The organism is Elusimicrobiota bacterium (genome assembly GCA_041658405.1).
Taxonomy (GTDB): Bacteria; Elusimicrobiota; UBA5214; order JBBAAG01; family JBBAAG01; genus JBBAAG01.
In genome coordinates this window covers 1-22,472 of the sequence record JBBAAG010000032.1, presented here as the reverse complement: position 1 = coordinate 22,472, position 22,472 = coordinate 1, and the positions used below count along the sequence as shown (strand labels likewise).

24 protein-coding genes are annotated in these 22,472 nt (G+C 42.6%); 3 read left to right on the top strand and 21 right to left on the bottom strand.

Annotation, left to right across the window (positions count from 1 at the left end; genetic code table 11):
• Window positions 1-7: 7 nt before the first annotated feature.
• The 7 genes from WC955_07035 to WC955_07005 form a co-directional block, all read right to left on the bottom strand.
• Window positions 8-271, bottom strand: coding sequence for a hypothetical protein (locus WC955_07035; GenBank protein ID MFA5858803.1), 264 nt, complete (start codon window positions 269-271; stop codon window positions 8-10).
• The gene (locus tag WC955_07030; protein ID MFA5858802.1) at window positions 268-1,479 is read right to left on the bottom strand and encodes a M20 family metallopeptidase; all 1,212 of its coding nucleotides are present in this window, start codon (window positions 1,477-1,479) and stop codon (window positions 268-270) included. Before WC955_07030 ends, WC955_07035 begins: the two co-directional genes overlap by 4 nt.
• Window positions 1,480-1,576: 97 nt before the next feature.
• A complete protein-coding gene (locus WC955_07025; GenBank protein ID MFA5858801.1) occupies window positions 1,577-2,446 on the bottom strand; it encodes an amidohydrolase family protein in 870 nt (289 codons plus the stop codon).
• A 53-nt stretch (window positions 2,447-2,499) separates the two neighbouring features.
• Window positions 2,500-3,363, bottom strand: a complete 864-nt coding sequence (locus WC955_07020; protein ID MFA5858800.1) for a hypothetical protein — start codon at window positions 3,361-3,363, stop codon at window positions 2,500-2,502.
• Window positions 3,363-4,265 carry an NAD(P)H-hydrate dehydratase gene (locus WC955_07015; GenBank protein ID MFA5858799.1) on the bottom strand — a complete coding sequence of 301 codons (903 nt, stop codon included), beginning with the start codon at window positions 4,263-4,265 and terminating at the stop codon, window positions 3,363-3,365. The genes WC955_07020 and WC955_07015 overlap by 1 nt, the downstream gene beginning before the upstream one ends.
• A gap of 3 nt (window positions 4,266-4,268) precedes the next feature.
• Entirely contained in the window at window positions 4,269-4,619 is a 351-nt protein-coding gene (gene acpS / locus WC955_07010; protein MFA5858798.1) for a holo-ACP synthase, read from the bottom strand.
• 10 nt (window positions 4,620-4,629) lie between these two features.
• Complete coding sequence (locus WC955_07005) at window positions 4,630-5,043, bottom strand: NIL domain-containing protein (protein ID MFA5858797.1); 414 nt, start codon at window positions 5,041-5,043, stop codon at window positions 4,630-4,632.
• 172 nt (window positions 5,044-5,215) lie between these two features.
• Here WC955_07005 and larE point away from each other — a divergent pair, with 172 nt between their 5' ends.
• On the top strand, window positions 5,216-6,031 hold the full coding sequence (gene larE, locus WC955_07000) for an ATP-dependent sacrificial sulfur transferase LarE (protein MFA5858796.1): 816 nt from the start codon (window positions 5,216-5,218) through the stop codon (window positions 6,029-6,031).
• A 19-nt stretch (window positions 6,032-6,050) separates the two neighbouring features.
• Window positions 6,051-7,235 carry a hypothetical protein gene (locus WC955_06995; protein ID MFA5858795.1) on the top strand — a complete coding sequence of 395 codons (1,185 nt, stop codon included), beginning with the start codon at window positions 6,051-6,053 and terminating at the stop codon, window positions 7,233-7,235.
• Here WC955_06995 and WC955_06990 read toward each other — a convergent pair.
• The 11 genes from WC955_06990 to WC955_06940 form a co-directional block, all read right to left on the bottom strand.
• Window positions 7,194-8,027 carry a hypothetical protein gene (locus WC955_06990; GenBank protein ID MFA5858794.1) on the bottom strand — a complete coding sequence of 278 codons (834 nt, stop codon included), beginning with the start codon at window positions 8,025-8,027 and terminating at the stop codon, window positions 7,194-7,196. The two genes, WC955_06995 and WC955_06990, sit on opposite strands and share 42 nt — an antisense overlap.
• Before the next feature lie 6 nt (window positions 8,028-8,033).
• Window positions 8,034-10,313, bottom strand: coding sequence for a heavy metal translocating P-type ATPase (locus WC955_06985; GenBank protein ID MFA5858793.1), 2,280 nt, complete (start codon window positions 10,311-10,313; stop codon window positions 8,034-8,036).
• A gap of 27 nt (window positions 10,314-10,340) precedes the next feature.
• Window positions 10,341-11,006, bottom strand: a complete 666-nt coding sequence (locus WC955_06980; protein ID MFA5858792.1) for a hypothetical protein — start codon at window positions 11,004-11,006, stop codon at window positions 10,341-10,343.
• A 32-nt stretch (window positions 11,007-11,038) separates the two neighbouring features.
• Window positions 11,039-13,075, bottom strand: a complete 2,037-nt coding sequence (locus WC955_06975) for a glucodextranase DOMON-like domain-containing protein (protein ID MFA5858791.1) — start codon at window positions 13,073-13,075, stop codon at window positions 11,039-11,041.
• Window positions 13,076-13,084: 9 nt separating this feature from the next.
• On the bottom strand, window positions 13,085-14,644 hold the full coding sequence (gene metG / locus WC955_06970; GenBank protein ID MFA5858790.1) for a methionine--tRNA ligase: 1,560 nt from the start codon (window positions 14,642-14,644) through the stop codon (window positions 13,085-13,087).
• Window positions 14,645-15,433 (bottom strand): regulatory iron-sulfur-containing complex subunit RicT, encoded by a 789-nt coding sequence (gene ricT / locus WC955_06965; protein ID MFA5858789.1) that lies wholly within the window; start codon window positions 15,431-15,433, stop codon window positions 14,645-14,647.
• A 40-nt stretch (window positions 15,434-15,473) separates the two neighbouring features.
• The gene (locus WC955_06960; GenBank protein MFA5858788.1) at window positions 15,474-16,499 is read right to left on the bottom strand and encodes a hypothetical protein; all 1,026 of its coding nucleotides are present in this window, start codon (window positions 16,497-16,499) and stop codon (window positions 15,474-15,476) included.
• Window positions 16,481-17,134, bottom strand: coding sequence for a dTMP kinase (gene tmk, locus WC955_06955; protein ID MFA5858787.1), 654 nt, complete (start codon window positions 17,132-17,134; stop codon window positions 16,481-16,483). The genes WC955_06960 and tmk overlap by 19 nt, the downstream gene beginning before the upstream one ends.
• 24 nt (window positions 17,135-17,158) lie before the next feature.
• On the bottom strand, window positions 17,159-17,524 hold the full coding sequence (locus WC955_06950; protein MFA5858786.1) for a response regulator: 366 nt from the start codon (window positions 17,522-17,524) through the stop codon (window positions 17,159-17,161).
• A gap of 9 nt (window positions 17,525-17,533) precedes the next feature.
• Complete coding sequence (locus WC955_06945; protein MFA5858785.1) at window positions 17,534-19,063, bottom strand: galactokinase family protein; 1,530 nt, start codon at window positions 19,061-19,063, stop codon at window positions 17,534-17,536.
• A 108-nt stretch (window positions 19,064-19,171) separates the two neighbouring features.
• On the bottom strand, window positions 19,172-20,086 hold the full coding sequence (locus WC955_06940; protein ID MFA5858784.1) for a GNAT family N-acetyltransferase: 915 nt from the start codon (window positions 20,084-20,086) through the stop codon (window positions 19,172-19,174).
• Window positions 20,087-20,228: 142 nt separating this feature from the next.
• Here WC955_06940 and WC955_06935 point away from each other — a divergent pair, with 142 nt between their 5' ends.
• On the top strand, window positions 20,229-20,675 hold the full coding sequence (locus tag WC955_06935) for a transcriptional coactivator p15/PC4 family protein (GenBank protein MFA5858783.1): 447 nt from the start codon (window positions 20,229-20,231) through the stop codon (window positions 20,673-20,675).
• A 5-nt stretch (window positions 20,676-20,680) separates the two neighbouring features.
• Here WC955_06935 and WC955_06930 read toward each other — a convergent pair whose 3' ends face one another.
• The 3 genes from WC955_06930 to WC955_06920 all read right to left on the bottom strand — a co-directional run bounded on the left by WC955_06930 (window position 20,681) and on the right by WC955_06920 (window position 22,361).
• On the bottom strand, window positions 20,681-21,379 hold the full coding sequence (locus tag WC955_06930) for an HAD-IA family hydrolase (GenBank protein ID MFA5858782.1): 699 nt from the start codon (window positions 21,377-21,379) through the stop codon (window positions 20,681-20,683).
• Window positions 21,380-21,447: 68 nt separating this feature from the next.
• Window positions 21,448-21,885 carry a hypothetical protein gene (locus WC955_06925; protein MFA5858781.1) on the bottom strand — a complete coding sequence of 146 codons (438 nt, stop codon included), beginning with the start codon at window positions 21,883-21,885 and terminating at the stop codon, window positions 21,448-21,450.
• Window positions 21,882-22,361, bottom strand: coding sequence for a hypothetical protein (locus tag WC955_06920; GenBank protein ID MFA5858780.1), 480 nt, complete (start codon window positions 22,359-22,361; stop codon window positions 21,882-21,884). The genes WC955_06925 and WC955_06920 overlap by 4 nt, the downstream gene beginning before the upstream one ends.
• Window positions 22,362-22,472: the final 111 nt, after the last annotated feature.

Below are 22,472 nucleotides of genomic sequence, written 5' to 3'. Positions count from 1 at the left end.
CTGGAAATTACTTCTTCACATCAGTACTACCCTTACCTGTTTCGGTTGCCTCAGTTTTTTGTTCCGGTTCAACCTTACTATCCTCTTCCTTCTCAATAAAAGATTCACGCAGTGCGGATAAACCAATGATCACGCCAAACAAGCCGCCAATGATCAGGCATACGGGTATCACTCCGGAGATAACCACCCAAAGGTTTATAGCTGCACCCGGTATCAACAACAACCCTGCTCCAAGTATTATAAAAACCAACCCTATCACCAAACTCATCATACAAAACTTCCTCCTTTTACTAACATTTGTCTTACAACATACGCCAGTGCCTCAGCTGCAGGACGTATACCTTTTTCATCAATATCAAACCTACTATGATGCCACTGATGCAATGTTGCCGGCTTAGCATTATTACCCGTCCCTGCGTACACAAAACATCCGGGGTAATGGTTGAGGTAAACACTAAAATCCTCGCCACCCATTGACGGTTTATCAATAACTCTTACATCAACAATCCCGCTATTTTCCAAACTATCAACAATAAAAGCAGCAACCTTTTCATTATTAATCAGCGGACTGCTTGACTTATTGTTTTTTATCACAAACTTAGCATGCCATTTTGAACATACACGTGTAACAATCCCGCGTAGTTCAGCCCTTACTTTATTCAATACATCATCACTAAAACACCGGATCGTACCTGTCATCTTAACTTCGGAAGCAAGAACGTTCCACCGTGTCCCGCCGTTAATCGTTCCTATAGTTACCACCACAGAATCAGTGGGATCCATTTTCCGGGAAACAATTGTCTGTAACTCCTGTACAATCTCCGCCGCTGCAACTACCAAATCCTGTCCTTTATGCGGATACGCTGCATGCCCGCCTTCCCCGGTGATCATAATCTCAAGCTTATCAACCGCAGCGAACATTGCGCCGTACTTCACACCAATCGTACCCACTGGTAAGCTCGGTGATACATGAACACCCATGATAACATCAGTCTTTGGATTATCCAACTGCCCGGACGATACAACATTCCTCGCACCGGTAGAACCTTCTTCATTCGGCTGGAATACAAACCTGGCGGTACCCCCGAACTTTTCACTTTGTTCAGAAAGTAATACCGCCGCACCGGCAACAATCGCGGTATTAGCATCATGCCCGCATGCATGCATCTTACCCTGTATTTTTGAAACAAACCCGTGTGAGGTATGTTCTTGAATAGGCAACGCATCAATATCCGCACGGAGAACAACAGTCCTAACCTTTTTCCCGGGTTTTCCTTTACCCTTAACCGTACCAATCAATCCTGTGGGATTAAGTTTCAAAACCTTAACCCCGTGGGTTTCCAAAAACCGCGAAATCAACGCAGAAGTTTGTACTTCCTCATTCCCGAGTTCAGGATACTGGTGAATTTCACGGCGTAAGGATACAAGTTTATGTTCAAGCACCCTCTTATTCCCTATCCCAGCTTTTTTGTTATACATACATACCTTTATTATTTAAACTCTACCGCTTTATTATGATAACACACTATTTTACTACATCCCAAACTACTTGTTCAAACACAGAATTACTTATACTTCACAGTTTCAACAACTTCTGAGCGTTAATATGCGTAATTTTATCGTACACAACTTTTGTTATCTTCCCGTTTGCCAGTGCGTCATTCATAAACGGTACGATATTCAACACCTGCTCAGGGTTGCAGATATCCGTACCAAACAACAATTTATCCTGGAGTTCATCCAAAAACTTATACCCTTTTTCCGGGTCACGCGATAATGCGTTGAACCCGCTACCCGCGGATATATCGCCGTATAGGTTTGGATACTTTTTCAGGAGTTCATACGCCCTCCCGAACCCCGGGTACTCGCCTTTGGGATAACCTTCACGTTTATCAACAGCAACATTATTTGCGATCTCCGCCCACCACGCCTGCGCATGCGCAATAAAAACTGTCCCGGGCAATTCCTGGATAACCTTCTCAAACCTTGGCAAACCAGGATCATCCGCCGCGCCGTAGATACGATACCCTACCCGCGCAGCGATATGAAGCAAACACGGCAACCCAGCGGCCCCGCATTGTTTGAACATATTAAGATACCTTGGATCGTCAATCCAAAGATTCGCGGTAAGTTCACCCATACCCTTACACCCCAACCCCACAAACTCGTCAAGTACCCACGAAAAATCGGTATCCGGCGAATTCTTACCGTTTCTTGGATCTAATTTACAGAAAGTATAATACCGGTCCGGATACTTTTTACAAACATCCAGCGCTGCAAAAGTATCAAAATGAAAAAACCCGTTCTCCGGGCTTTGCGCACGGGGTTGAATAACAGCTTTCTCAATCCCGTATTTATCCATTGCCTTCAACACATTTTCTGCGGTTAGGTCCAACCCATCCTTCCGATGCCTTTTCCCGAGATGAACATGCAAATCGATAAACATACAATCCTCCGTATAAGTATAAAAATACAAATATTAATTTACTATTTTTCTAACTATATTGTAGCAAAATAGAGGAATACAATCCCTGCGATACCCGCAACGATTCCCGCGTAGCCTATGGTATTAACCTTTTCATGGAAAAGGTACTTTGATAAAACTAACCCCACGATAACCGGCGCGCCTACGGTAAACGGAAACACTACCGCCGGGGATAGTTTGGTTAACACTGTCATCGTAAGCATAAAACTTGTCACACTGATCATCGCCATTATAACACTTCCGGGAATAACCTCGCGGATAAAAAGCTTCTTCCCATAATTTGTAACCACGGTCCCAATGATACCGGTAAGATAAAAAGTTGTGATAAACCCCAAAAACTGCCGTTGTATATACTTAGCCGCTTCGGAATGCACCACCTGCGCAAGGCCATTAAATATAAAACATAACCCCACAGCCATCAGCCATATACCGAACCTAACCTTATCTTTCCCCTGATGCTTACTCCCGTTATTTGCAAGTGCCAGTAATAACAGCGATAGCAATACCAGCCCGATTCCCACCCAGCCCTCAATTTTTATGGTTTCATTCCATACAACTATCGAATATATTACCGGTATAATAAACGACCCCGGGATTATTACATTAATATAACTGTACAACCCGGTAGCCAATGCGCGCATAAAGTTTTGTGTTGCCACCGCCCCTGCGACACCCGCGAGGATACCGAGCATAACAATCTTAGGGCTTAATACAAACCTGTCAGCCCAAAAACAACTTACCGCCGCTGCAAATATGCCGGCAAAACAAAAAAATGTAAAAGTAAGCGTCTCAGGTGCATAGCCTTTATCCATCATAAGTTTCATCACCAGATTGTTTATACATATACAACACACGATGAGCAACAAAAATATTGACATCACACTCTCTTCCATGCCAACGGTATACTCTCAACGATATCACTTGCGGTAACACTATTTTGTGTTAACTTCCCTGCAGCGATATCACCTGCCATACCGTGTAGGTATACTGCTGAAGTTACGATATCAAAAACATCATTCCCGGTTAACACTTTATTTGATACTGATACTCCCGCCGCCATTGAAAGCATTGCCGTTATGATACCGGTAAGAACATCCCCCGCACCGGCAGTTGCCATCCCGGGATTCCCTGTGGTATTACGGTACACGCGCATACCGTCAGTAACAAACGTTTTATTTTTTTTTATCACACAGACAATTTTATGTTCCCGTGCAAACAGTTTCGCATGTTGTTCAACAGTACGGGTATCAAGTTTTTGTTCACCTGTAAGACGTTGATACTCACCAAGGTGCGGGGTGATAACACTAACCCCTTCCCGTGAAGCAAGGTATTTTAACCCTACAGGGAGAACATTAATACCATCAGCATCAATCACCAAAGGCATACTGCCAATCTGTTTTGACTTCAATATATTAGTAACAAACATTTGTGAACCTCTCGCGGTACGTAATCCCGGCCCCACCGCTACGGCATTAACTTTCCGGGAAAGAATGTACTCCACGACTTTTTTATAATTATTCCCGGTAATAATACCATTACGACTTTCCTTCAGCGGTAACGCCATAGCTTCCGGGACAGCGTTAAGCATAGCTTTCCACGCAGAGGATATACTCCCAACGGTAACCAACCCTATGCCGGTACGCAACGCCGCGCGTGCTGCGAGCACACCCGCACCAGCCATACCCCGTGAACCGGCAATAATCAATACATGGCCGTAGTCATACTTATTACTTTCTTTTTTTCTATAAGACAGCTTGGAGAATACACTCATACTTTTCATTGATTAAAGCTTAACCGCAACCGCCTGAGCGACGGCATAATGTTCTGTATGAGAAAGCGAGAGATATATATTCTTAACCCGTTTCCCGCGGATATACACCTCAGGCTTACCCTGCGGCGTATTCTTTACGGAAATACGTTTAAGCGGTAATGACGTATCCGATAATGATTTCCATACAGCTTCCTTAGCAGCGAACCTTACAGCGTAATGCTGCCATTTACTTTTCCCGCATTGATTACAATACACAACTTCTTCCCGAGAGAACACTTTTGCAACAAAACGTTTATTTGACCGCACAATACGTTTTATACGTTCAACTTCTATGATATCAATCCCGGTACCTATAATTTTCATAACGATTTTATTAAAATTTTACTTCCATAGCGCGGGGCGGGCATGTTTTCACGCATAATTCACACGCAATACATTTACTCTTAACAAAATCAACTTTCTTATTTTTTGGGTTCACCACGAACGCTTCACTCGGGCATATCGCGAGGCACGCACCGCAGTGCGTACACTTACTTTCATTCCTAAGAATTTCCCTGCTTAACGGCTGAACTTCTACGTGTAATGATTTAAGATACTTCATTCCCTCATCATACTTTGTTTTCTCTCCGGAAAACTCGATCACCATAATACCTTCTTCTTTATTAGGATCAATCGCAGCTTTCATAATATTAAACTGCAGGCCATACTGTTTTACAAGATTATAAATCACCGGCTGCCCAATAGTTTGCGCAGGAAATTTTAGTACTACTTTACGTGTTGTAACCATAAACAATCCTTTACCTCACTTTTTGTATATTATACAAATTCCAGTGTTAACAGTGATACGGAAATACACATGCTTATTTATTATGTGCAACAATTTCAGAAATCGCCGTAACCAAGGCTGTAAGTTAAAAAAATAATAAAATTAACCTCTTTTATTACTATAATAAATAATTATGAATACGATAACAAAGAAGTATGGTAAATTAAAAAATATACTCAAAGGTTATAGCCGGGTGGCGATAGCATATTCCGGCGGGGTAGACAGCACGTTATTACTAAAAACCGCAGCGGATACACTTGGGAGAAATAATGTTTTGGCAATAACCGCGGTATCTGAAACATACACAAAAAATGAATTATTAACCGCGAAAAAGTGTGTACGGATGATAGGCATAAAACATTTATTACTAAAAACTAACGAGCTAAGAAACACAAACTTTTCTTCCAACCCACCGGACCGGTGTTACCACTGCAAAGTTGAACTATACAAAAAAATATTAACTACCGCGAAGAAACTGGGTTATACGATCATCGCAGAAGGCAGTAATACTGATGACCTCCATGACCACCGTCCCGGCCGTAAAGCATTAACTCTCTACGGTATCCGCAGCCCGTTATTAGATGCGGGGCTATCAAAACCTGACATCCGCGTATTATCAAAACAACTAAAATTACCTACATGGTCACACCCTTCCTGCGCATGTTTAGCTTCGCGTTTACCTTATGGCACACCGATCACACGCGCAAAACTTTTTAGGATAGAATCCGCAGAGCAGCACCTACGGTCTTTAGGATACACAACGGTAAGGGTCCGTGATTACGGCGATACCGCGAGAATCGAAATTACAGCAGATAAGTTTAATAAAACCGTTTCCCGTAAGGTACGCACAAAAATCACGCAATACCTGCATGCGCTTGGGTATTTATATGTTACACTTGACCTTGAAGAATACAAAACAGGGAGTATGAATAAAGTATTACACAAATAATCAGATTGGAGTGACTCTTATGACAACGACGATGACTATGAACGCGAACACACGAAAAACAGGAACACACGGATTAGCGCTGGCCATTAAATCAGCAGGTATACTTCTCCTGTTAATTTCAGGCTGTATCCTACTCCTGGCTCAATCCCAGCGTACCGCCTACCTAACCTATGCGATCAACCAACGCGCTGCAAACGGGATCGCGTACGGCAAAACATTTTCTGTGCAAGCAGAAACACTCCTCACCGCGCGTAATGACCTAGCATTAACCGAACTTATGCAAACCGCAGTATTCTCAAACCCCGCGGTAGCATACTCGCTGGTGGTGGATAATAAAGGCAAAATCCTTGCGCATAATGATGTCTCGCAATGGGGTAAAGTGTACAACAATAAACTCACGAGCAAGGCACTGGCAACAAATACCCCGGTAGTCCAACCCTACACCTACCGCAGGAACACGTATTACGACCTCGCGTTTCCGTTATTCACAAAACTTAACGACACAAAAACTGATACCCGCGCAGCAACACTGAGGATAGGAATAAAAACAGAAGACATATTACCGAGGATAAACTCTATCACCGCTAGAGCGGTATTACAGACCTTACCTATAACATTCATACTTTTCATTCTAACAACATATCTTTACTACATGATCTATACGCAACCGTTGATAACACTCGCGGCATACAGTCTTACGAAAGAACCAAACGAACGGATAAACCGTAGATTCCAAAAAATACTGGCCGGCAAAAACCTTTTCAGCGTACTCGCAAGGGAAACCGATAAACTTACCCGCACGGCGTTAGCAAAAACACTCACTAAATCCGCGGCAGCAGGTATTGACGACACCGCATACCTTTTACACACCGCGCAAGCGCGCATATTCTCAGCGGAATACGCGCTTACTGACGGGTTTAACAGGATAACATTCTCCTCCCTGCGTTTATCTACTCAACTACCAAACGTAACTCTCCTAGGCAAACACTTACTTGAACTTGACACATATCTACCGATACCCGACTGGGCAAAAAACGTGGAATCCGCAATTACCACTCCCGGTGAGATTAAAGAAGTACAACTTACGGAGACTAGTACACTAAAAATTTTAGCAGTTACATCCCCGGAGAATGAAATTATTGGGATGATTGTATCAATAACTTCACTTCCACTGCGCCCTAGCATTTTTCATCCAAAGGTATAAAAATAATCCTCCGAATAATATGGATAACAATAACAGTACAATCGATATTACCATTTTACCACCCGACACTTTCGCGAATTCTCGTGTTTGCTGTACCGGGGTTGGCAACGGCGGAGGCAGGGGTACAGGCTGCATTTGCTGTTGTTCGATATCCTCACTCTTCTCATTTTCGAACGCAGTACCCTGATTTTGAAAACCTGCGTTCCCTGTTTGAGGCAACGGTATTGCTGCGGGTGTTTGCCCCGGAAGTACAACAGAAGCGCTGTTAGCAGGCAGCGCAGCTACCACATCAGCAATCCCTGACGGATAAAGCAGTACTTTTGTCCCATCCCATTTTCTGAGATACGCTTTATCCTCATAAAAAATAAAATCGTTATCCTTACCCCCGCTGTTGATATACCGTTGAAACGCAGCAGTTTCAGCAGGCCCTAACGGAGCTTCAAGTACCTGCAATGCCTCATACTCCGAAGTACTGGTTTTCATAATACCCCATTTTATGGAATAATCCGCACCTGTCTTATCTAGGGAAACCACAATATGATCACCGGTATTAACACCCTCTACGCTTGAACTTACAGAACTATTTATTTCAATCCTTGACGATAACTCATTCCCTGAGATAACTTTTTTTATATTAACAACAATTTTCCCGTTTTTCTTATCTATAACCGTACCTACAGCTAACGAATACTGTGACAGCGGATTAATCAGCCATGACAACAGATCACCGGAATATACTTTTGGAATACATAAAAACATGATAAGAAGCCCGATAACAACGTTTTTGTTCATACAACCTTATCCTGCATTATAATCTACTAAATACAACGCAAGTGAGTTGGTTACAACAGATACCGAACTCATTGCCATAGCAAACCCCGCAAGCATAGGCTCAAACTGCACACCGGTAAGTAAATAATACCCCCCGGCTGCCAGAGGTATCAGTAAAATGTTGTACGCAAACGCCCACGCAATATTTTGTTTTATTTTCACCATAGCATGATACCCGATACTCAACGCAGTACTCACCGCCCCAATATTATCACTCATCAATACAACATCCGCGGACTCCACCGCGATATCCGTCCCTGTCCCTATAGCGATACCAACATCCGCTATTGCTAATACCGGAGCATCATTTATACCATCCCCTACCATCGCTACCTTACGTTTATTTAACATTAACTTCTCAACTTGAGCAGCTTTATCCTTAGGCAGGACATCAGCAATAATATTACCCATTTTTATATTAACCAACTTCCCGACTTCTTCAGCAGCACGAGGATTATCACCGGTAAGCATATACACTTCTTTCCCTGTTTTAGTAATACGTTCAACAACATCCCGTCCTCCGGGCTTAACCTTATCCCCTACAATAACTATCCCCGCGATAATACTATCCACCCCAATCCAAACAACACTTTTCCCTTGTGAGACCGCATTCTGTGCCGCTGAAGTTATTATTGTCGCGATATTAACTTCACTCACACCAACTTTACTAAGAAAACCTTTTTTCCCAACCACAACCACCCTGTTTTGGACAACACCCTTTACGCCTTCACCTTCATGATTAACAAAATCTGAAGCAGACCCCTCACCCTTACCATTGTCAAGCAAATGATTAGTTACCGCATACTTCACTACTGCCCCGGCAACCGGATGTTCCGACAACTTCTCTAATGAAACCGCGAACCTAAGAAGTTCATCTTCACTCCACTCCAATGCGGGTATAACTTTTTCAACACTCATTTCCCCGGTGGTAAGAGTTCCTGTTTTATCGAACACCACGGTATCAACTTCGTCCAGCATCTGTATAGCATCCGCTGATTTAATGAGAATACCATTTTGTGCAGCAACACCCGTCGCAACCATCACCGCTGCAGGTGTTGCAAGCCCCAATGCACACGGGCACGCAACCACCATCACGGTAACCATCGCGGTGAACGCTCTTACAGCGTCCTGTGTAAGTGCCATCCACAATATAAATGTAAGTACCGCAATAATAATTACACCCGGCACAAAGTATGACGATACAGTATCCGCCACACGCTGTACCGGCGCTTTTGTCATCTGCGCGTTCTCCACTAGCTTAACAATCTGACGGAGTACCGTTTTTTCTCCCACAACCTCCGCAACAAATTTTAGTATACCGTTTTTGTTGAATGTACCGCTTACAACCCTATCTCCCGGGCGTTTGTCTACAGGAACACTTTCCCCTGTGATCACAGACTCATCAACTGCAGACATACCGGCAATAACCTTACCATCAACCGGCACACGTGTCCCGGGTTTTAATACCACAACATCACCCGGTTGTACCAAATTGATACCCACAACCTTTTCTCCGTTATCTTTATCTTCAATAATAACAGTCTCCGGCTGTAACTTCACAAGTTTTTCGATAGCACCCGACGCCCGAGTTTTTGCTGCTGACTCCAACCACTTCCCGAGCATCATAAACATTACTAACACAGCTGCGGTTTCATAGTACACCATATGAGCAGTAAACCCCGGAGTTTTGAGAAGTATTAATAGTGTAATAATAACGCTATACACATACGCCGTCCCGGTCCCCGTTGCTATCAGTGTATCCATATTAGCACGGCGCGATTTTATCACTGCCGCGATCCCGCGGACATAAAACCCGCGGCCTAATATCAACACAGGGGTGGAAAGTAATAACTGCAGTAACGCATTCTTAAAATTATTATGCACTACCACCGGCAACCCTATATGCTGCCCCATTGAAAGATACAACAGGGGTGTACAAAATAATAACGCCCATAGGAATGAACTCCGCCATTCCCACGCTTGTTTCCTGATATTATCATACGCATAAACCTCAGGGCCGCTACCATCTTCACCCGCAGGTACAGCTTTGTACCCGATACCGTTTATCACATTATACAGCTGCTCAAGGGTAACACTTAGGGGTTCATACTCCACCGCCGCTTTTTCATTAGCAATATTTACCGCAGCGGATACCACGCCATGGGTTTGTTTCAACGCATTCTCCGCATTCATTGCGCAGGACGCGCAATGCATACCGGTTATAGAAAAGATAACTTTTTTTGGCATAAAAACATTAATTAATTATTAAAAATCTTACTTCCCGAACTTCAACGACCTAAGTATTTCTTCGAATTGTAACTCAGCCCCCGCAATCTCCGCTGAGACGAACGAAATATCGTAAATAGCATTCCCTGTGATAGTATGCGCATCCATAAGCTTACAATCCGTAAAATCCCCGAGCGTATGTATAATAAACTTTTTTCCTGTAAGTTCTTTAACAACCTCTGACTTAGCAAAATGTTCCCCGCGCCCAAGCTTCCAATACTTTTGTAATTCCAGTAACGTTCTTAATTCCACAGGTGCCGGGTCAGTGATCAGTACTACCATCTGAACACCATTTTTTACTCCTGTGATAACCCCGTCTTTTTCATTAGGCACAAAATCCTTTGATTTCAAAATCGTGACATACTCCCCGCTACCGGTATCCGTTGCAGGTAGATTTTCAATATCTATAACCCACCCTGTATTTCTCAACGGCAGAGTGAACGCGTAGTTAAACTCAGTATTTTGGTAGACAACACCCGCAGCGGTTGTAACAAGTTTCCCGGTAATCTTACCCTTTGGCAATGCATCACCGTTACCGTTATTTTTCAGTAAAACAGTACTCACAAAAAACCATCCGCCGATAAGAACCGCAGCAACTGCAGCGATTATAATCAGGGTTTTAATTATCTTATTCCCACCACTTTTTTCAACCATAAATGTCCGGTACTCCTTAAATTTAACTAAAATTATTTTATTTCAACAAACGGAAATTCCGCAAACCTACCAGTTTTATATTGTTCAATCATCAACTTCTGACTTTTCCCGACAGGCGGGATAACATCAAACACTACCGGCGCGATTGTTGTCCCAACCGACGCCCCACCGGCAGTTGTAGCAGATGCCTGCTGGCTTATCTTCATAAACGCCCCATCAGGACTAACCGCTGTGGATAACACAAGATACCTCCACCGTTCCGGTGTCCCGCGTAAAACCTTTTTCGGGATCAAAACGTGATACTCACACCCTGTCTCCGAAGTTGAAACATTAACGTCATAAACTCCCAGCATTTTATAATTACTAACCCCTGACTGGAACACCTTTGCAGCTTTACCATGTATATTAACGCAAAACTCCCACGCGTTATCCGGCCTTGCATACGCGTTTAATCCGCTTAATAACGGTATCAACCCCGCGCCTTGACGGTTATTCATATCAATATAACAATGTATCCCGACATAACTTCTCTGTTCCTGTGTCAACCCTCCGGAGGTATTAATACGGAACTCAATACTCTGTTCGTCATAACGGCAACTAAATTTCTGGAGGTCATACACCCCTTTTTCTAAAACTGTTATCGCAGGATACACATAATTCCCGTCACCGTAATCATCACCTATACTATCCATAAGGTCAAAATACCCGGAACCCTTATTAACAACAGTATCCATAATTTCAGGTGATACCACAGGCGCAGTATCCTGTACAATCCCCGGCTGCTGCTGTTGCTGTGTAACAGTATTCTGCAGGGTTTCTCCCAGCGGCTGTTTTAACTCCGCCGGTATTTTATTACCCATCGCACGATAAACATTAGTCAACCCCTGGCGTAACTTCATATCCGCAACCTTTACGCGTTCCTGGTCAAACTCCTGCCCTAACGCAATAAATACGCTGCCATCTTCAGCCCTATAAATTTCTTCCGTAGCGCGGTCTAACGCAGTGATTTCCGCACGCCCGCTGTTTTTATAAGTATCCACCATTTTCCGTACCTGCGCAAGCGCCACCCAGCCTGTATGCTGCCATCTTGTACCGAACCACGCGTTCCATCCCTGATCCAACCATGTTGCCGGAGTAAACGCATTAATTGCCGGCAAAAAGTACCCGCGTGCCATTACTTCAGACGGCAACATCATTACTACCTGCTGGTACTGATTAAACGACGAAAAAAGTGTTCCCAAAAATTCTGTAAAATAATCCTTTTGTATCGCCCAAAACTTTTCACCCGTAACGATTACTGTTACACCGGGTATATCTCCCTGGCGTTTATATTCTTCCACTCTCTTCCAAAACGTTTTAACAATCTCAGACGGGTTCATCAGTATATCCGGCAACTCAATCATTTTTGACAGTTCATTCTCCCGGATAAACACCGCAATTTTACGTTCCTGGAATTTGTAATTAACCACAGGGAAATACCCCATCTGCCCAAGAACACTTACCGGCGCGGCAGTCCATTTTGCCCCGACAGAACCTAATAATTCAACCACCTGAGGGCTAACCGCCCCGTAAGCCGGTACTATACCATCTGGATACGCATTAAACTCTGCGCTATACACCTGCCACCCGCGAACTATCTGGTCCATAACATCCTGCTGATACGAAAACTCCATCCTCGGCAGTACCGCATCATCAGTGGTATTACCATATAAAAGATCATAATTCACAAACACCGGCATCACAACTTCGTTCATAGTATTAAACACTACGCTTACCCGGTTTTCTGTATGTAAAGCTCTTATACTTTTCCATAATTCCGGCGCCCCGGTTTTCCATGAATTATACACCTGCGGTGAAATACTTAGGCACAACTTAATTGTTTTGTTAGCCTTAACAATTTTCATGAGGCTAGTATACTCATCGACCAGCTTAGCTTCCCCGGGTGTTACGTACCATATTAACGTAATAAAAAACGTTGTTTCTTCAGCCTTAACATTTTGAATGTTTAATCCAAACACTACACAAAACAGTGCCGTTAATACTAATCGTTTAAATATATTATTCTGCACAGTAATTAATTACTCCCCATCCTTTTTCCTGGGAAACATCGGCGGAAGTTTAGAAACCATAGTCCCTGGTATAAGTTTACCCCATTTAACAGCTTCCTTCCAGGACAACTTTACCCTATCACTCTTCAACCCAAGCTGTACTTCAATATCTTTAGAAGCCCCCGGCATAAACGGTGCCAGGTACAAACTCACCACACGCAAAGTTTCCGCTAAATTATAAAGTACGGTATTAAGTTTAGGGTCACTTTCCTTTGCCAACTTCCACGGTGCTGTAGATTCTATATACTTATTAGCTCCCGTGATAAGTTCCCATATAAGCACAAGCACGTGCTGAAGGTCAACATTTTCATATGCTTCCGCAACCCTAGCCTCCATTTGTTTTACCTTAGCACTCAACTCATTATCTTGTATCCCGCAGGGAGCAGGGACTTTTTTATCATAATACTTTTCTATCATAGTCAACGTCCGGCTGACAAGGTTACCAAGATCATTAGCGAGATCGCTGTTATACCGTTCATGAAGATGCTTCCTAGAAAAATCGCCATCCGCTCCAAACGGTATCTCCCTGAAGATAAAGTACCGGTACGCATCAACACTATACTGTTTAACAATATCTTCGGGATTAACAAAATTATGTTTTGACTTCGACATTTTTTCACCTTCTGATGTCCACCACCCGTGAGCATAAACCTTCTTTGGTAAAGGCAACCCCAGTGCCTTAAGCACTCCCGGCCAGATAACCGAGTGAAACCTGAATATTTCCTTACCCACAAGATGCAAATCAGCAGGCCATAAAGTTTCAAACCGCCCATCAGATTCACCATACCCCGCAGCAGTGATATAATTTATCAACGCGTCAAACCATACATACACCGTATGCGCAGGATCATCTTCCACGGGTATACCCCACTTAACTTTTGTCCGTGATACCGACAGATCGCGTAACGGCTCCGTTGTTCCGACACCCTCAACAAAATTTTTTATCTCACTCGCGCGGTATGACGGCTGGAGAAACCCGGGATTCTCAGCATAATATGACAACAACTGTTCCTTAAACGCGGACAATTTAAAAAAATAACTTTCTTCGGATAACTTCTCAATCCCGCGCCCGCAGTCAGGGCACACATGTTTCCCTTTGGTATCAACTTCCCCTAACTCTGTCTCAGTCCAGAACGTTTCACAGGGAACGCAGTACATTCCTGTATACTCGCTCTTATACACCCACTTTTCCTGTTTTAACTTTGCAAATATCTTTTGTACAACCTCAACATGCTGTTTATCAGTAGTACGTATAAACCCGTCATTTGTAATATTCAATAATTTCCATAACGCTTTATACTTATCAACGATACGGTCCGCCCATACCTGAGGCTCAACACCATTTTCCAGCGCAACACTGGCAACTTTCTCTCCATGCTCATCGGTACCGGTTAAAAAATACACTTTCTCCCCGCGTTGACGGCGGTACCGCGCAATAATATCCGCAGCTAAAGTTGTGTATGAATGCCCAAGATGCGGTTCAGCGTTGATATAATAAATCGGAGTGGTAATATAAAATGTTTTACTCATCTATTTTTTTAGATCCTGAACCTTAACTTTTTTCTTTTCATTATTCTCGTACTCCACCACAACTTCACCGGTGAGAATAATTGCGGCAACGACTTTACCTTTACCTTCATTTGTCCTTACGGTATCACCAATCCTCGGCATACTCTCCTTAAGCTCCTTATATATCTGATGCTCATACCCCAAGCAGCACATTAACCGTCCGCACACACCGGAAAGTTTAGCGACATTGATGGGAATATCCTGTTCCTTCGCCATTTCTATGGTACACGGCTTGAACTCCTTCAAAAACTCGCAGCAGCACAATACACGCCCGCAATGCCCGATCCCTCCAAGTATTTGCGCTTCATCACGAACACCGATCTGCACCATCTGTATCCTGGTTTTAAGTATATGCCCGAGATCTTTTATGAGTTCACGGAAATCCACGCGGGTATCTGCAGTGTAGTATATAAACAACTTTTTACGGTCAAACGTAAAATCCAGGCAGGTTAACTTCATCGCAAGTTCATAATCCTGAATTTTACGCACGACGATACTCATCGCTTCCTGCACCTTCGTTTCGTTATCCGCTAACCTGGCATAATCATCTTTCCCGAACGGGCGCAATATTTTACTAATACTTTTATCGGTTTTCTCAACGATACGTTCACGGTCACACACAGTACCAACCTCGTATCCGTTCTCGGTTTCAATAATAATCTTCTGTCCGAGCTTGAGATCAAGATTCCCGCAGTCCGCCAACACCTTTTCCTTATTCTTCCTTACTTCAATACCAACAACTACCGGCATAAATATTTATTACCCCATCTTTATACTTATTTTTTTATACTTACTGTTCCGCCACCTGTTGTATCTTAAACAATACCGTTGCCATAACAGACGCAGGCGAGACCATTGCTTCCACCATCTTACTTGCGGATAAGAGTATAGCCTCGATTTCTACCGTCTTTTTTTTATTATACAACTTGTCTTTCTGTAATATCAACATCATGCTTTTGATCAACCCGCGGAATTCGTCACGGTCACCCGTATATTTTTTTGCTGTTAACCCCATAATATCCAGCGGCGACAAGATCTTTACCTGTTTCAGCCACGCAGTAATCTCTGTGCGCTGCTGCAAAAATTCAGCATTAAACAAATCAAGTGCCAACCCCGGGCTGCCGCAGGAGTACCGCACGTATTCATTTATATTTTCATCTTCAATCTCGCCTGTGTAAACCAATACGCGCTTAACCTCATCTTCAGTCAAGCGTGTAAACTTAACCTCCTGGCAACGCGACTGTATAGTCTTCAACAACGAATACTTATGCTGTGCTATCAGGATAATAACAACATTAAGAGGAGGCTCTTCCAAAAGTTTCAGTAAACTATTCGCCGCAGCTTGCTGCAACCACTCAGCGCCCCTGATAACAAAAACCCTGTATTTTCCATCCACCGCGCGTAAATGCGCGCGACGCCCAAGCAGCCGCATTTGATCAATCCCGATACTTTCCTTATCCTTCTTCCCCCTGACTTCTATGGTATTACCGGCAACACTTTCTATATCTTTATCATCACTACTGCCCTCACCGTTTTCTTCAATATCCGTAATACGTTCTATAACCTCAAAATCAGGATACACACCTTCCTCTATCTGCTTGCACGGCAAACACTGCCCGCAGGAATCCATATTTCCATCCAATTCCCTTACGGGAGCCAAACAGTTCAATATTTTAGTAAATTCAACCGCAACCCTGTACTTCCCGATACCGTCGATACCGGTAAACAGCAACGCGTGAGGAACACGGTTATATCCCACAAAATTCTTTAGATATTTTATTGCCTGCGCCTGGCCTTCTATTTTTTTAAAAGACATTTTTTCTTTACCAACAACTTCTCAACCACAATCCTCACCCTTTTTTGGGTTAACCCCGCACTTTCTTCCACCTTCACAACCTTAACCCGTGCAGGATCTTCCCGCGCGATCTCTAAATACCCTTTCCTTACTTTATCATGAAACTTTAACCCTTCTGCTTCCAACCGGTCAACGCTTACGCGGTTCTTAACATTCTCCAACCCTTTTGCTGTATCAATATCAAGATACACAGTCATATCCGGCTTAACCCCGGAAGACGCTATTTTATTAAGCGTTGAAATCATCTTCAATGACAACCCGCGGCCATATCCCTGATACGCAAGCGTAGCGTCGGTATAACGTTCACACACAACAATTTTACCATGCTGAACCTCCGGCAGGATGAGTTCTTCAGTATGCTGTGCCCGCGCAGCAGAATACAACAACAATTCCGTCAACGGGGTAATCATATTTTGAGGATCAAGCAAAATCTTACGAAAACTTTCCGCAATTGACACTCCCCCGGGTTCACGGGTATGCACAACTATATACCCAACAGACCGCAGGTATTCCACCAGAAGATCCGCCTGTGTACTTTTCCCGCACCCATCCGGGCCTTCAATCGTAATAAACACACCAGAATATTTTGATTTCACAGTAACAACACTTCCTTTAGTAAACTATTCCTTCAACAATTTATTAACATTATTTACAAGTTCGATCAAATCAAACGGTTTTGTCATATAAACATCTGCGCCGGACGACTGCCCGAATGTTTTATCATATCCGCGTTCCTTACCGGTAAGCATCATAATTTTGGGACGATAATTTTTTTCCAGGCTAATATAAAACGACACATCATATCCGTCAAGACCGGGCATCATTACATCCAGGATAATAAGGTCCGGTTTCAACTCCTTAATTTTACCCATAGCATCATCCCCGTTATTCGCTACAATAACGTTATACCCCTCATCTTTCAAAGTATCACTGATAAGCTCCGTTAATGTTACCTCATCATCCGCAACAAGTACAGTTTTAACCATATTCAATCCTTAAATACTAACCTTCCCCGCACCATCCGCTGTGACGCATAACTCACACCCGTCTCCCAGCTTCCGCGGTATATAATACTTTTCATTCATATTATTAATTAACTCTTTTACAGAATCTTTATGCACCAACACCAACACACACCCGCCCAGCCCTCCACCGGTAAGGCTTGCACCAACAACACCTTTAACCTTCTTTGCGGTATCCACAATAAAATCCAGCTCCTCACAACTACACCCATACCCTCCAGGCTGACGCCACAACGCTGCAGTATCATCCTCACCTACATTGATTTTAGCAATTAATCCATCAAGATATTCAGCAGAAACATTATTATCATACTTCATCACACGCCCTGCCGCAGTATGCGTAACCACGCGGTCACCGTCATGTGAAAGATACATCATCTCACCAAAAATATGGATATTGTTGTTACTCAGATAATTAATGCATAACTTTCCACGTTGACATTCTGCTAATCCAAATAAACAAACCTTCCGCACAGCATACCCTTCCGGTGGATTATTATGAGTAGAAAACAATTTTTCTAGAACCTTAATTTCTTCCTGTGCGCTGAACAACCGCCGTAACTCTTCCCTGGAAATCCGTTCCGGCAACCGTTTTAACATCTCGTACACCCACTTCACGGGCTCTTCCTCAATATCACGGAAATACTTAAACTTCACTGTTTTTTCAGGATATAACCTTTTAATAATCATTAACGCCACAACATTCGTAGCAACGCGTTCGTTGAATACCGACTTAGCATTCTGTGATTTATTAGATTCACGAAACGAATTACACATAATCACAGCATAATCTCCGGGCAATTCCACAGGTTCTACGGTTAACGGAAAAAACCTTGTATGCAACAATTTCCCTTTTTTCCCGCATAACATTGCAGCATGATCCCCCGCCCCACCGCGAGTACCGACATACCATTCACCCATACCGCATAACTCAACAAGTTCGGTAAGGCTTAACTCCAGTTTATTAATACCCATACACGCAATCGCTGAACCCACCACTAACGCCGAAAACGCGCTCAACCCGGCATCTACAGGAATATTATTTAACACAACAATATCCATACCCTTAAACTTCTTATTAGGAAACCTATTCTGCAGGCACAAAACTCCTGCTCTAATATAATTACCCCAATCCCCGGGTATTATGTTGATTAATGAAATATAATTTAACCAATCCCCCCGTAGATTTTCAGGTAATTCTGTATCGATATCAAACTGTCTTTGCGGATACTTATGTTCAACATTATCCGCTACCACGAGCCCATCCTCCCGCGGGGATACCACAAATACCGCTTCCCTGTCAATCGACATATAATTAACATACCCGCCCCGGTGTTCTATATGCACACCTTTAAGGTTAATCCTTGACGGCACACGATAAACCCCGACCTCGCGATCCATACCGTACAACTTCCCGAATTTTTCCACTGCGCGTATGTATTGCCTAACATTCTTCTTTTGCTTTAACGCTGTTATCCACTCACTAACTTTCATTTCATCCATACCTCAAGTATTCACTCGCAATACTACTCCATTTATCCAAACATAAGAAATATCATAACAACCAAACGAGAAATATTTTCCGGCAAGTATAAACCAAAAACGCCCTTATTACAACTCTTTTGCAAATGTCCAGAATAAACGCCATATTTTGGCATCACATCCACCTAAATAAAAACTATACGCTGAAGTCCAGGGTATCACACAACTTTTAATACCCATAAGCTTAATTTCGTTCAAGCATTTCAGCAATAAAACCTTACCGATACCGTGACGCCGGTACTGTGAATCAACACCCAGCGGCCCGAACCGCGCGTCTTTCATTACGTCATACCCTGCAAACCCAATAATTTTACCATCACCATTTTTTGCAAGAAAAACACGCACTTCTTTATGCATGAAACCCATTGACGCTTCGGGTATCCAATGAGGGAACACAATTTTCAACCATTCAATCAACTGTTCTTTATCACCCAAACTTGCGCGTATAAGTTTTACCCCAACCTTCTCCAACCGCAGTTCATCAGTCTCTGTATTACAATCCAGAGCCTCCAGATCGGACAGCATATGCACACATTCCCCCTGCTGTTTAAACCCTTTTTTCTGAAGAAATACCACTGCTTCTGTGTACACAGGATAAATCCCTGGCTGGAAGTAACAAGGCGCGGAGTCAAGTACACGTAATAACTGTACACCGTGCTCACGGACAAGCTCTTCCGCTGCGGCCAACAACCTTGATGCCACACCTTTACACCAATACTCTTTTTTTACAGCGAAAAGTTTCAACCATCCAACATTTTTATCTCCGCGTTTACGTATAACTACCAGCATAAACCCTGCTAACGCATTATTATCACTCTCTATGGTTTCAGTCAGTAAAAACTGTGTGTTTCTATCGGGATCAGATTCAATTTTAAACCTAACTTCATCCGGTGTAATACTGTCATACACAAGACATTCAGCGCATAAACCGGAAACCTGACTCAAAATATTTTGGGACAATTCATCTGTTCTATATATTTTCATAATAGTATTATTATACCTAATAAACCGATAAATCGTCCAATAAAAATAGTGTCAACAACATTTTATATATATACTTGACAATGTTATACAATGTATATACAATATATATAAACATATATGCAACGGAGGAAAAAATTAGATTATGAACGCGTACCAAAACTCAATTTTTATGAACAGCCAGATCGTAAAAAAGATCCAGAAAAACAAGTTAGAAGAACTACGTATCTGTGTCCTAAAAAATAACATGGTAGATGTACGTATATACTTCTACTTCCCAAACGATCCTGAACCGAAACCCACAAAAAAAGGCATTTGGCTGTCATTCAAGAACCTCCCCAAAATTATTGAAGGGTTTAACGGTTTAGTCAACGACAACTCAAGCGAGCTATCTCTTGAGTTCGAGAAATCCAATACACAAAAACTTAAAGTATACACCCAGGATTTCAGGAATACCAAGCTTGTACATCTTCGAACTTATTACCTGAAAAATGAAGAATACGCACCAGGCCGCGGTGTATCATTCCCGATAGCATTACTCAAAGACGTATCTGACGCATTAAAAGAATCAGAAAAACTTAAAGAAGAATAAACAGGTCAGTTCGCTAAAATATCCAATAACTCTTTTGGATCGTCAATAACAAAAGTTGGCTTAAACTTTTTCAGTGTTTGCTTATTATTAAATCCCCATGACACGGCAACAACATCGATTTTAGCTTTTTTTGCCGCCTGGACATCACGCACTTCATCGCCAATATAAATAGCTTCATTACGTTTATACTTTATCTTACGCAACATACGTTTAAGCGCGCGGCTTTTCCCGAAAAGATTACTTTCCGAAACTACGTGGTCGAACAGATAAATATCATTATTCTCACAGAACTTACTCACATTTTCATAAGTATTTGATGTAAGTATCGCAACAGCATACCCACGGTTTTTTAGTTCAAATATCACCTTAACAATAGTTTCAACGGGTTTAAGATTATGTATGATTTTATTCAATTCCGCCTTAGTTTTTTTTGCGATAAACGGCAGTTTCATACCCGGTATTTTAAGGTACTTCAACAATTCCTTCGGACGTAGGCCGCGTATATACTCGATCTCATGTTCATGAACCTTATTATACCCAAACTCATCCGCCAGGCGGTTAATAATCTCACGGGACGGGTATAACGTTTGTGCAAGAGTACCATCAAAATCGAAGATAACAATCCTTTTCTTGTTACCCCCGTGAGGATACGGGTGAGAACGCGCTTTCCGTCTGAATAACCCTAAATTAAGCTTTAATACCATAAAACAACATTTTATAAAACATTAACACATATAACAAGCATAAACAGGTAAGCCATCGCACATCCTTGCTATTTATATACGACAATCCCGCATTTAGCACGTGAACTTTTTGACAAGTCAATTGTATACTTCAACCCCAAGGGTTCAAGCACACGGCGGTATAACACATCGCAGTGCATACAATAATTTTTGTACGGAACAACCCGCCGCTTTTTTTGTTCATTCAACAACCTCATCTTTGACGGGCACTTTGTCATAACGATCCGGAATACATCCTTTTTCCCGTCATACACAATCCTATACCCAGCCGATTCTTCTTTTAACGTACGTGACCAGTACAACCAACATCCGTACACACCGTGTTTTCTGACATACTCACGCAGGTTCAACAAAAAATTGTCGCTAAGATACTCCCAAAACCGCGTAACCTCCTGTTTACCCCCGCGTTTATGCAGGTACTTAAACAACTCGCTATACGCCGGAATAAAGTCGGTACAAGGAATCATGGTGTACCCCCTTTTTTGTAAAACACCTGGGTACTCGCGCCGGTACGCTTATTGTATTTTAACAACTTATAAGAATACCCTGTCCCGTCAACAATCGCAGAATTAACCACAACCTCCGTAAGTTTCCATAAAGGCGATACTCTATACCCGTTTTTACGCATATGCGTTACTGCCGGGCAGAACGGCGTGATAACGACCAGCTTCCCAACATCTTTATTAATCCGGATTTTGATATTACAAACCTTCTCAGTTGAATACATCTTAGTAAAATGTTTTACCAATGCGGTAAGGCCGTATTTCTTTATGTCTCTGGTAACATTGGGATACAACGTTTTTGCGGTATTATAAAGGTATTCTTTCACAGCTGACACGCCGTAAACCTTCCGCAGGTATTCTATGGCATTACTCATTGCACCATGAAAATCCTTATGCAGATACTCCGTCGCGCCGTACCGCTGTGTAAGAACTTTCTTCATGCTAAAGATATGTATTTAATGATGGTTTTTCTCAGGTTCCAGCGGTTTCACAATCGCGGAAATAGTTTTCCATCCCAACTGTTTACACGCTTCATACCTGAGATTACCGGC

Coding starts and splice junctions, on each gene's coding strand:
- WC955_06935 (MFA5858783.1), top strand. CDS start 20,229: ATGAACGCGTACCAAAACTCAATTTTTATGAACAGCCAGATCGTAAAA.
- WC955_07025 (MFA5858801.1), bottom strand. CDS start 2,446: ATGTTTATCGATTTGCATGTTCATCTCGGGAAAAGGCATCGGAAGGAT.
- larE (MFA5858796.1), top strand. CDS start 5,216: ATGAATACGATAACAAAGAAGTATGGTAAATTAAAAAATATACTCAAA.
- WC955_07035 (MFA5858803.1), bottom strand. CDS start 271: ATGATGAGTTTGGTGATAGGGTTGGTTTTTATAATACTTGGAGCAGGG.
- WC955_06945 (MFA5858785.1), bottom strand. CDS start 19,063: ATGGATGAAATGAAAGTTAGTGAGTGGATAACAGCGTTAAAGCAAAAG.
- WC955_06990 (MFA5858794.1), bottom strand. CDS start 8,027: ATGAACAAAAACGTTGTTATCGGGCTTCTTATCATGTTTTTATGTATT.
- ricT (MFA5858789.1), bottom strand. CDS start 15,433: ATGCCGGTAGTTGTTGGTATTGAAGTAAGGAAGAATAAGGAAAAGGTG.
- WC955_06950 (MFA5858786.1), bottom strand. CDS start 17,524: ATGGTTAAAACTGTACTTGTTGCGGATGATGAGGTAACATTAACGGAG.
- WC955_06995 (MFA5858795.1), top strand. CDS start 6,051: ATGACAACGACGATGACTATGAACGCGAACACACGAAAAACAGGAACA.
- metG (MFA5858790.1), bottom strand. CDS start 14,644: ATGAGTAAAACATTTTATATTACCACTCCGATTTATTATATCAACGCT.
- WC955_06980 (MFA5858792.1), bottom strand. CDS start 11,006: ATGGTTGAAAAAAGTGGTGGGAATAAGATAATTAAAACCCTGATTATA.
- WC955_06985 (MFA5858793.1), bottom strand. CDS start 10,313: ATGCCAAAAAAAGTTATCTTTTCTATAACCGGTATGCATTGCGCGTCC.
- WC955_06920 (MFA5858780.1), bottom strand. CDS start 22,361: ATGAAGAAAGTTCTTACACAGCGGTACGGCGCGACGGAGTATCTGCAT.
- WC955_06940 (MFA5858784.1), bottom strand. CDS start 20,086: ATGAAAATATATAGAACAGATGAATTGTCCCAAAATATTTTGAGTCAG.
- WC955_06930 (MFA5858782.1), bottom strand. CDS start 21,379: ATGGTATTAAAGCTTAATTTAGGGTTATTCAGACGGAAAGCGCGTTCT.
- WC955_07015 (MFA5858799.1), bottom strand. CDS start 4,265: ATGAAAAGTATGAGTGTATTCTCCAAGCTGTCTTATAGAAAAAAAGAA.
- WC955_07005 (MFA5858797.1), bottom strand. CDS start 5,043: ATGGTTACAACACGTAAAGTAGTACTAAAATTTCCTGCGCAAACTATT.
- WC955_06960 (MFA5858788.1), bottom strand. CDS start 16,499: ATGTCTTTTAAAAAAATAGAAGGCCAGGCGCAGGCAATAAAATATCTA.
- WC955_07020 (MFA5858800.1), bottom strand. CDS start 3,363: ATGTCAATATTTTTGTTGCTCATCGTGTGTTGTATATGTATAAACAAT.
- WC955_07030 (MFA5858802.1), bottom strand. CDS start 1,479: ATGTATAACAAAAAAGCTGGGATAGGGAATAAGAGGGTGCTTGAACAT.
- acpS (MFA5858798.1), bottom strand. CDS start 4,619: ATGAAAATTATAGGTACCGGGATTGATATCATAGAAGTTGAACGTATA.
- WC955_06925 (MFA5858781.1), bottom strand. CDS start 21,885: ATGATTCCTTGTACCGACTTTATTCCGGCGTATAGCGAGTTGTTTAAG.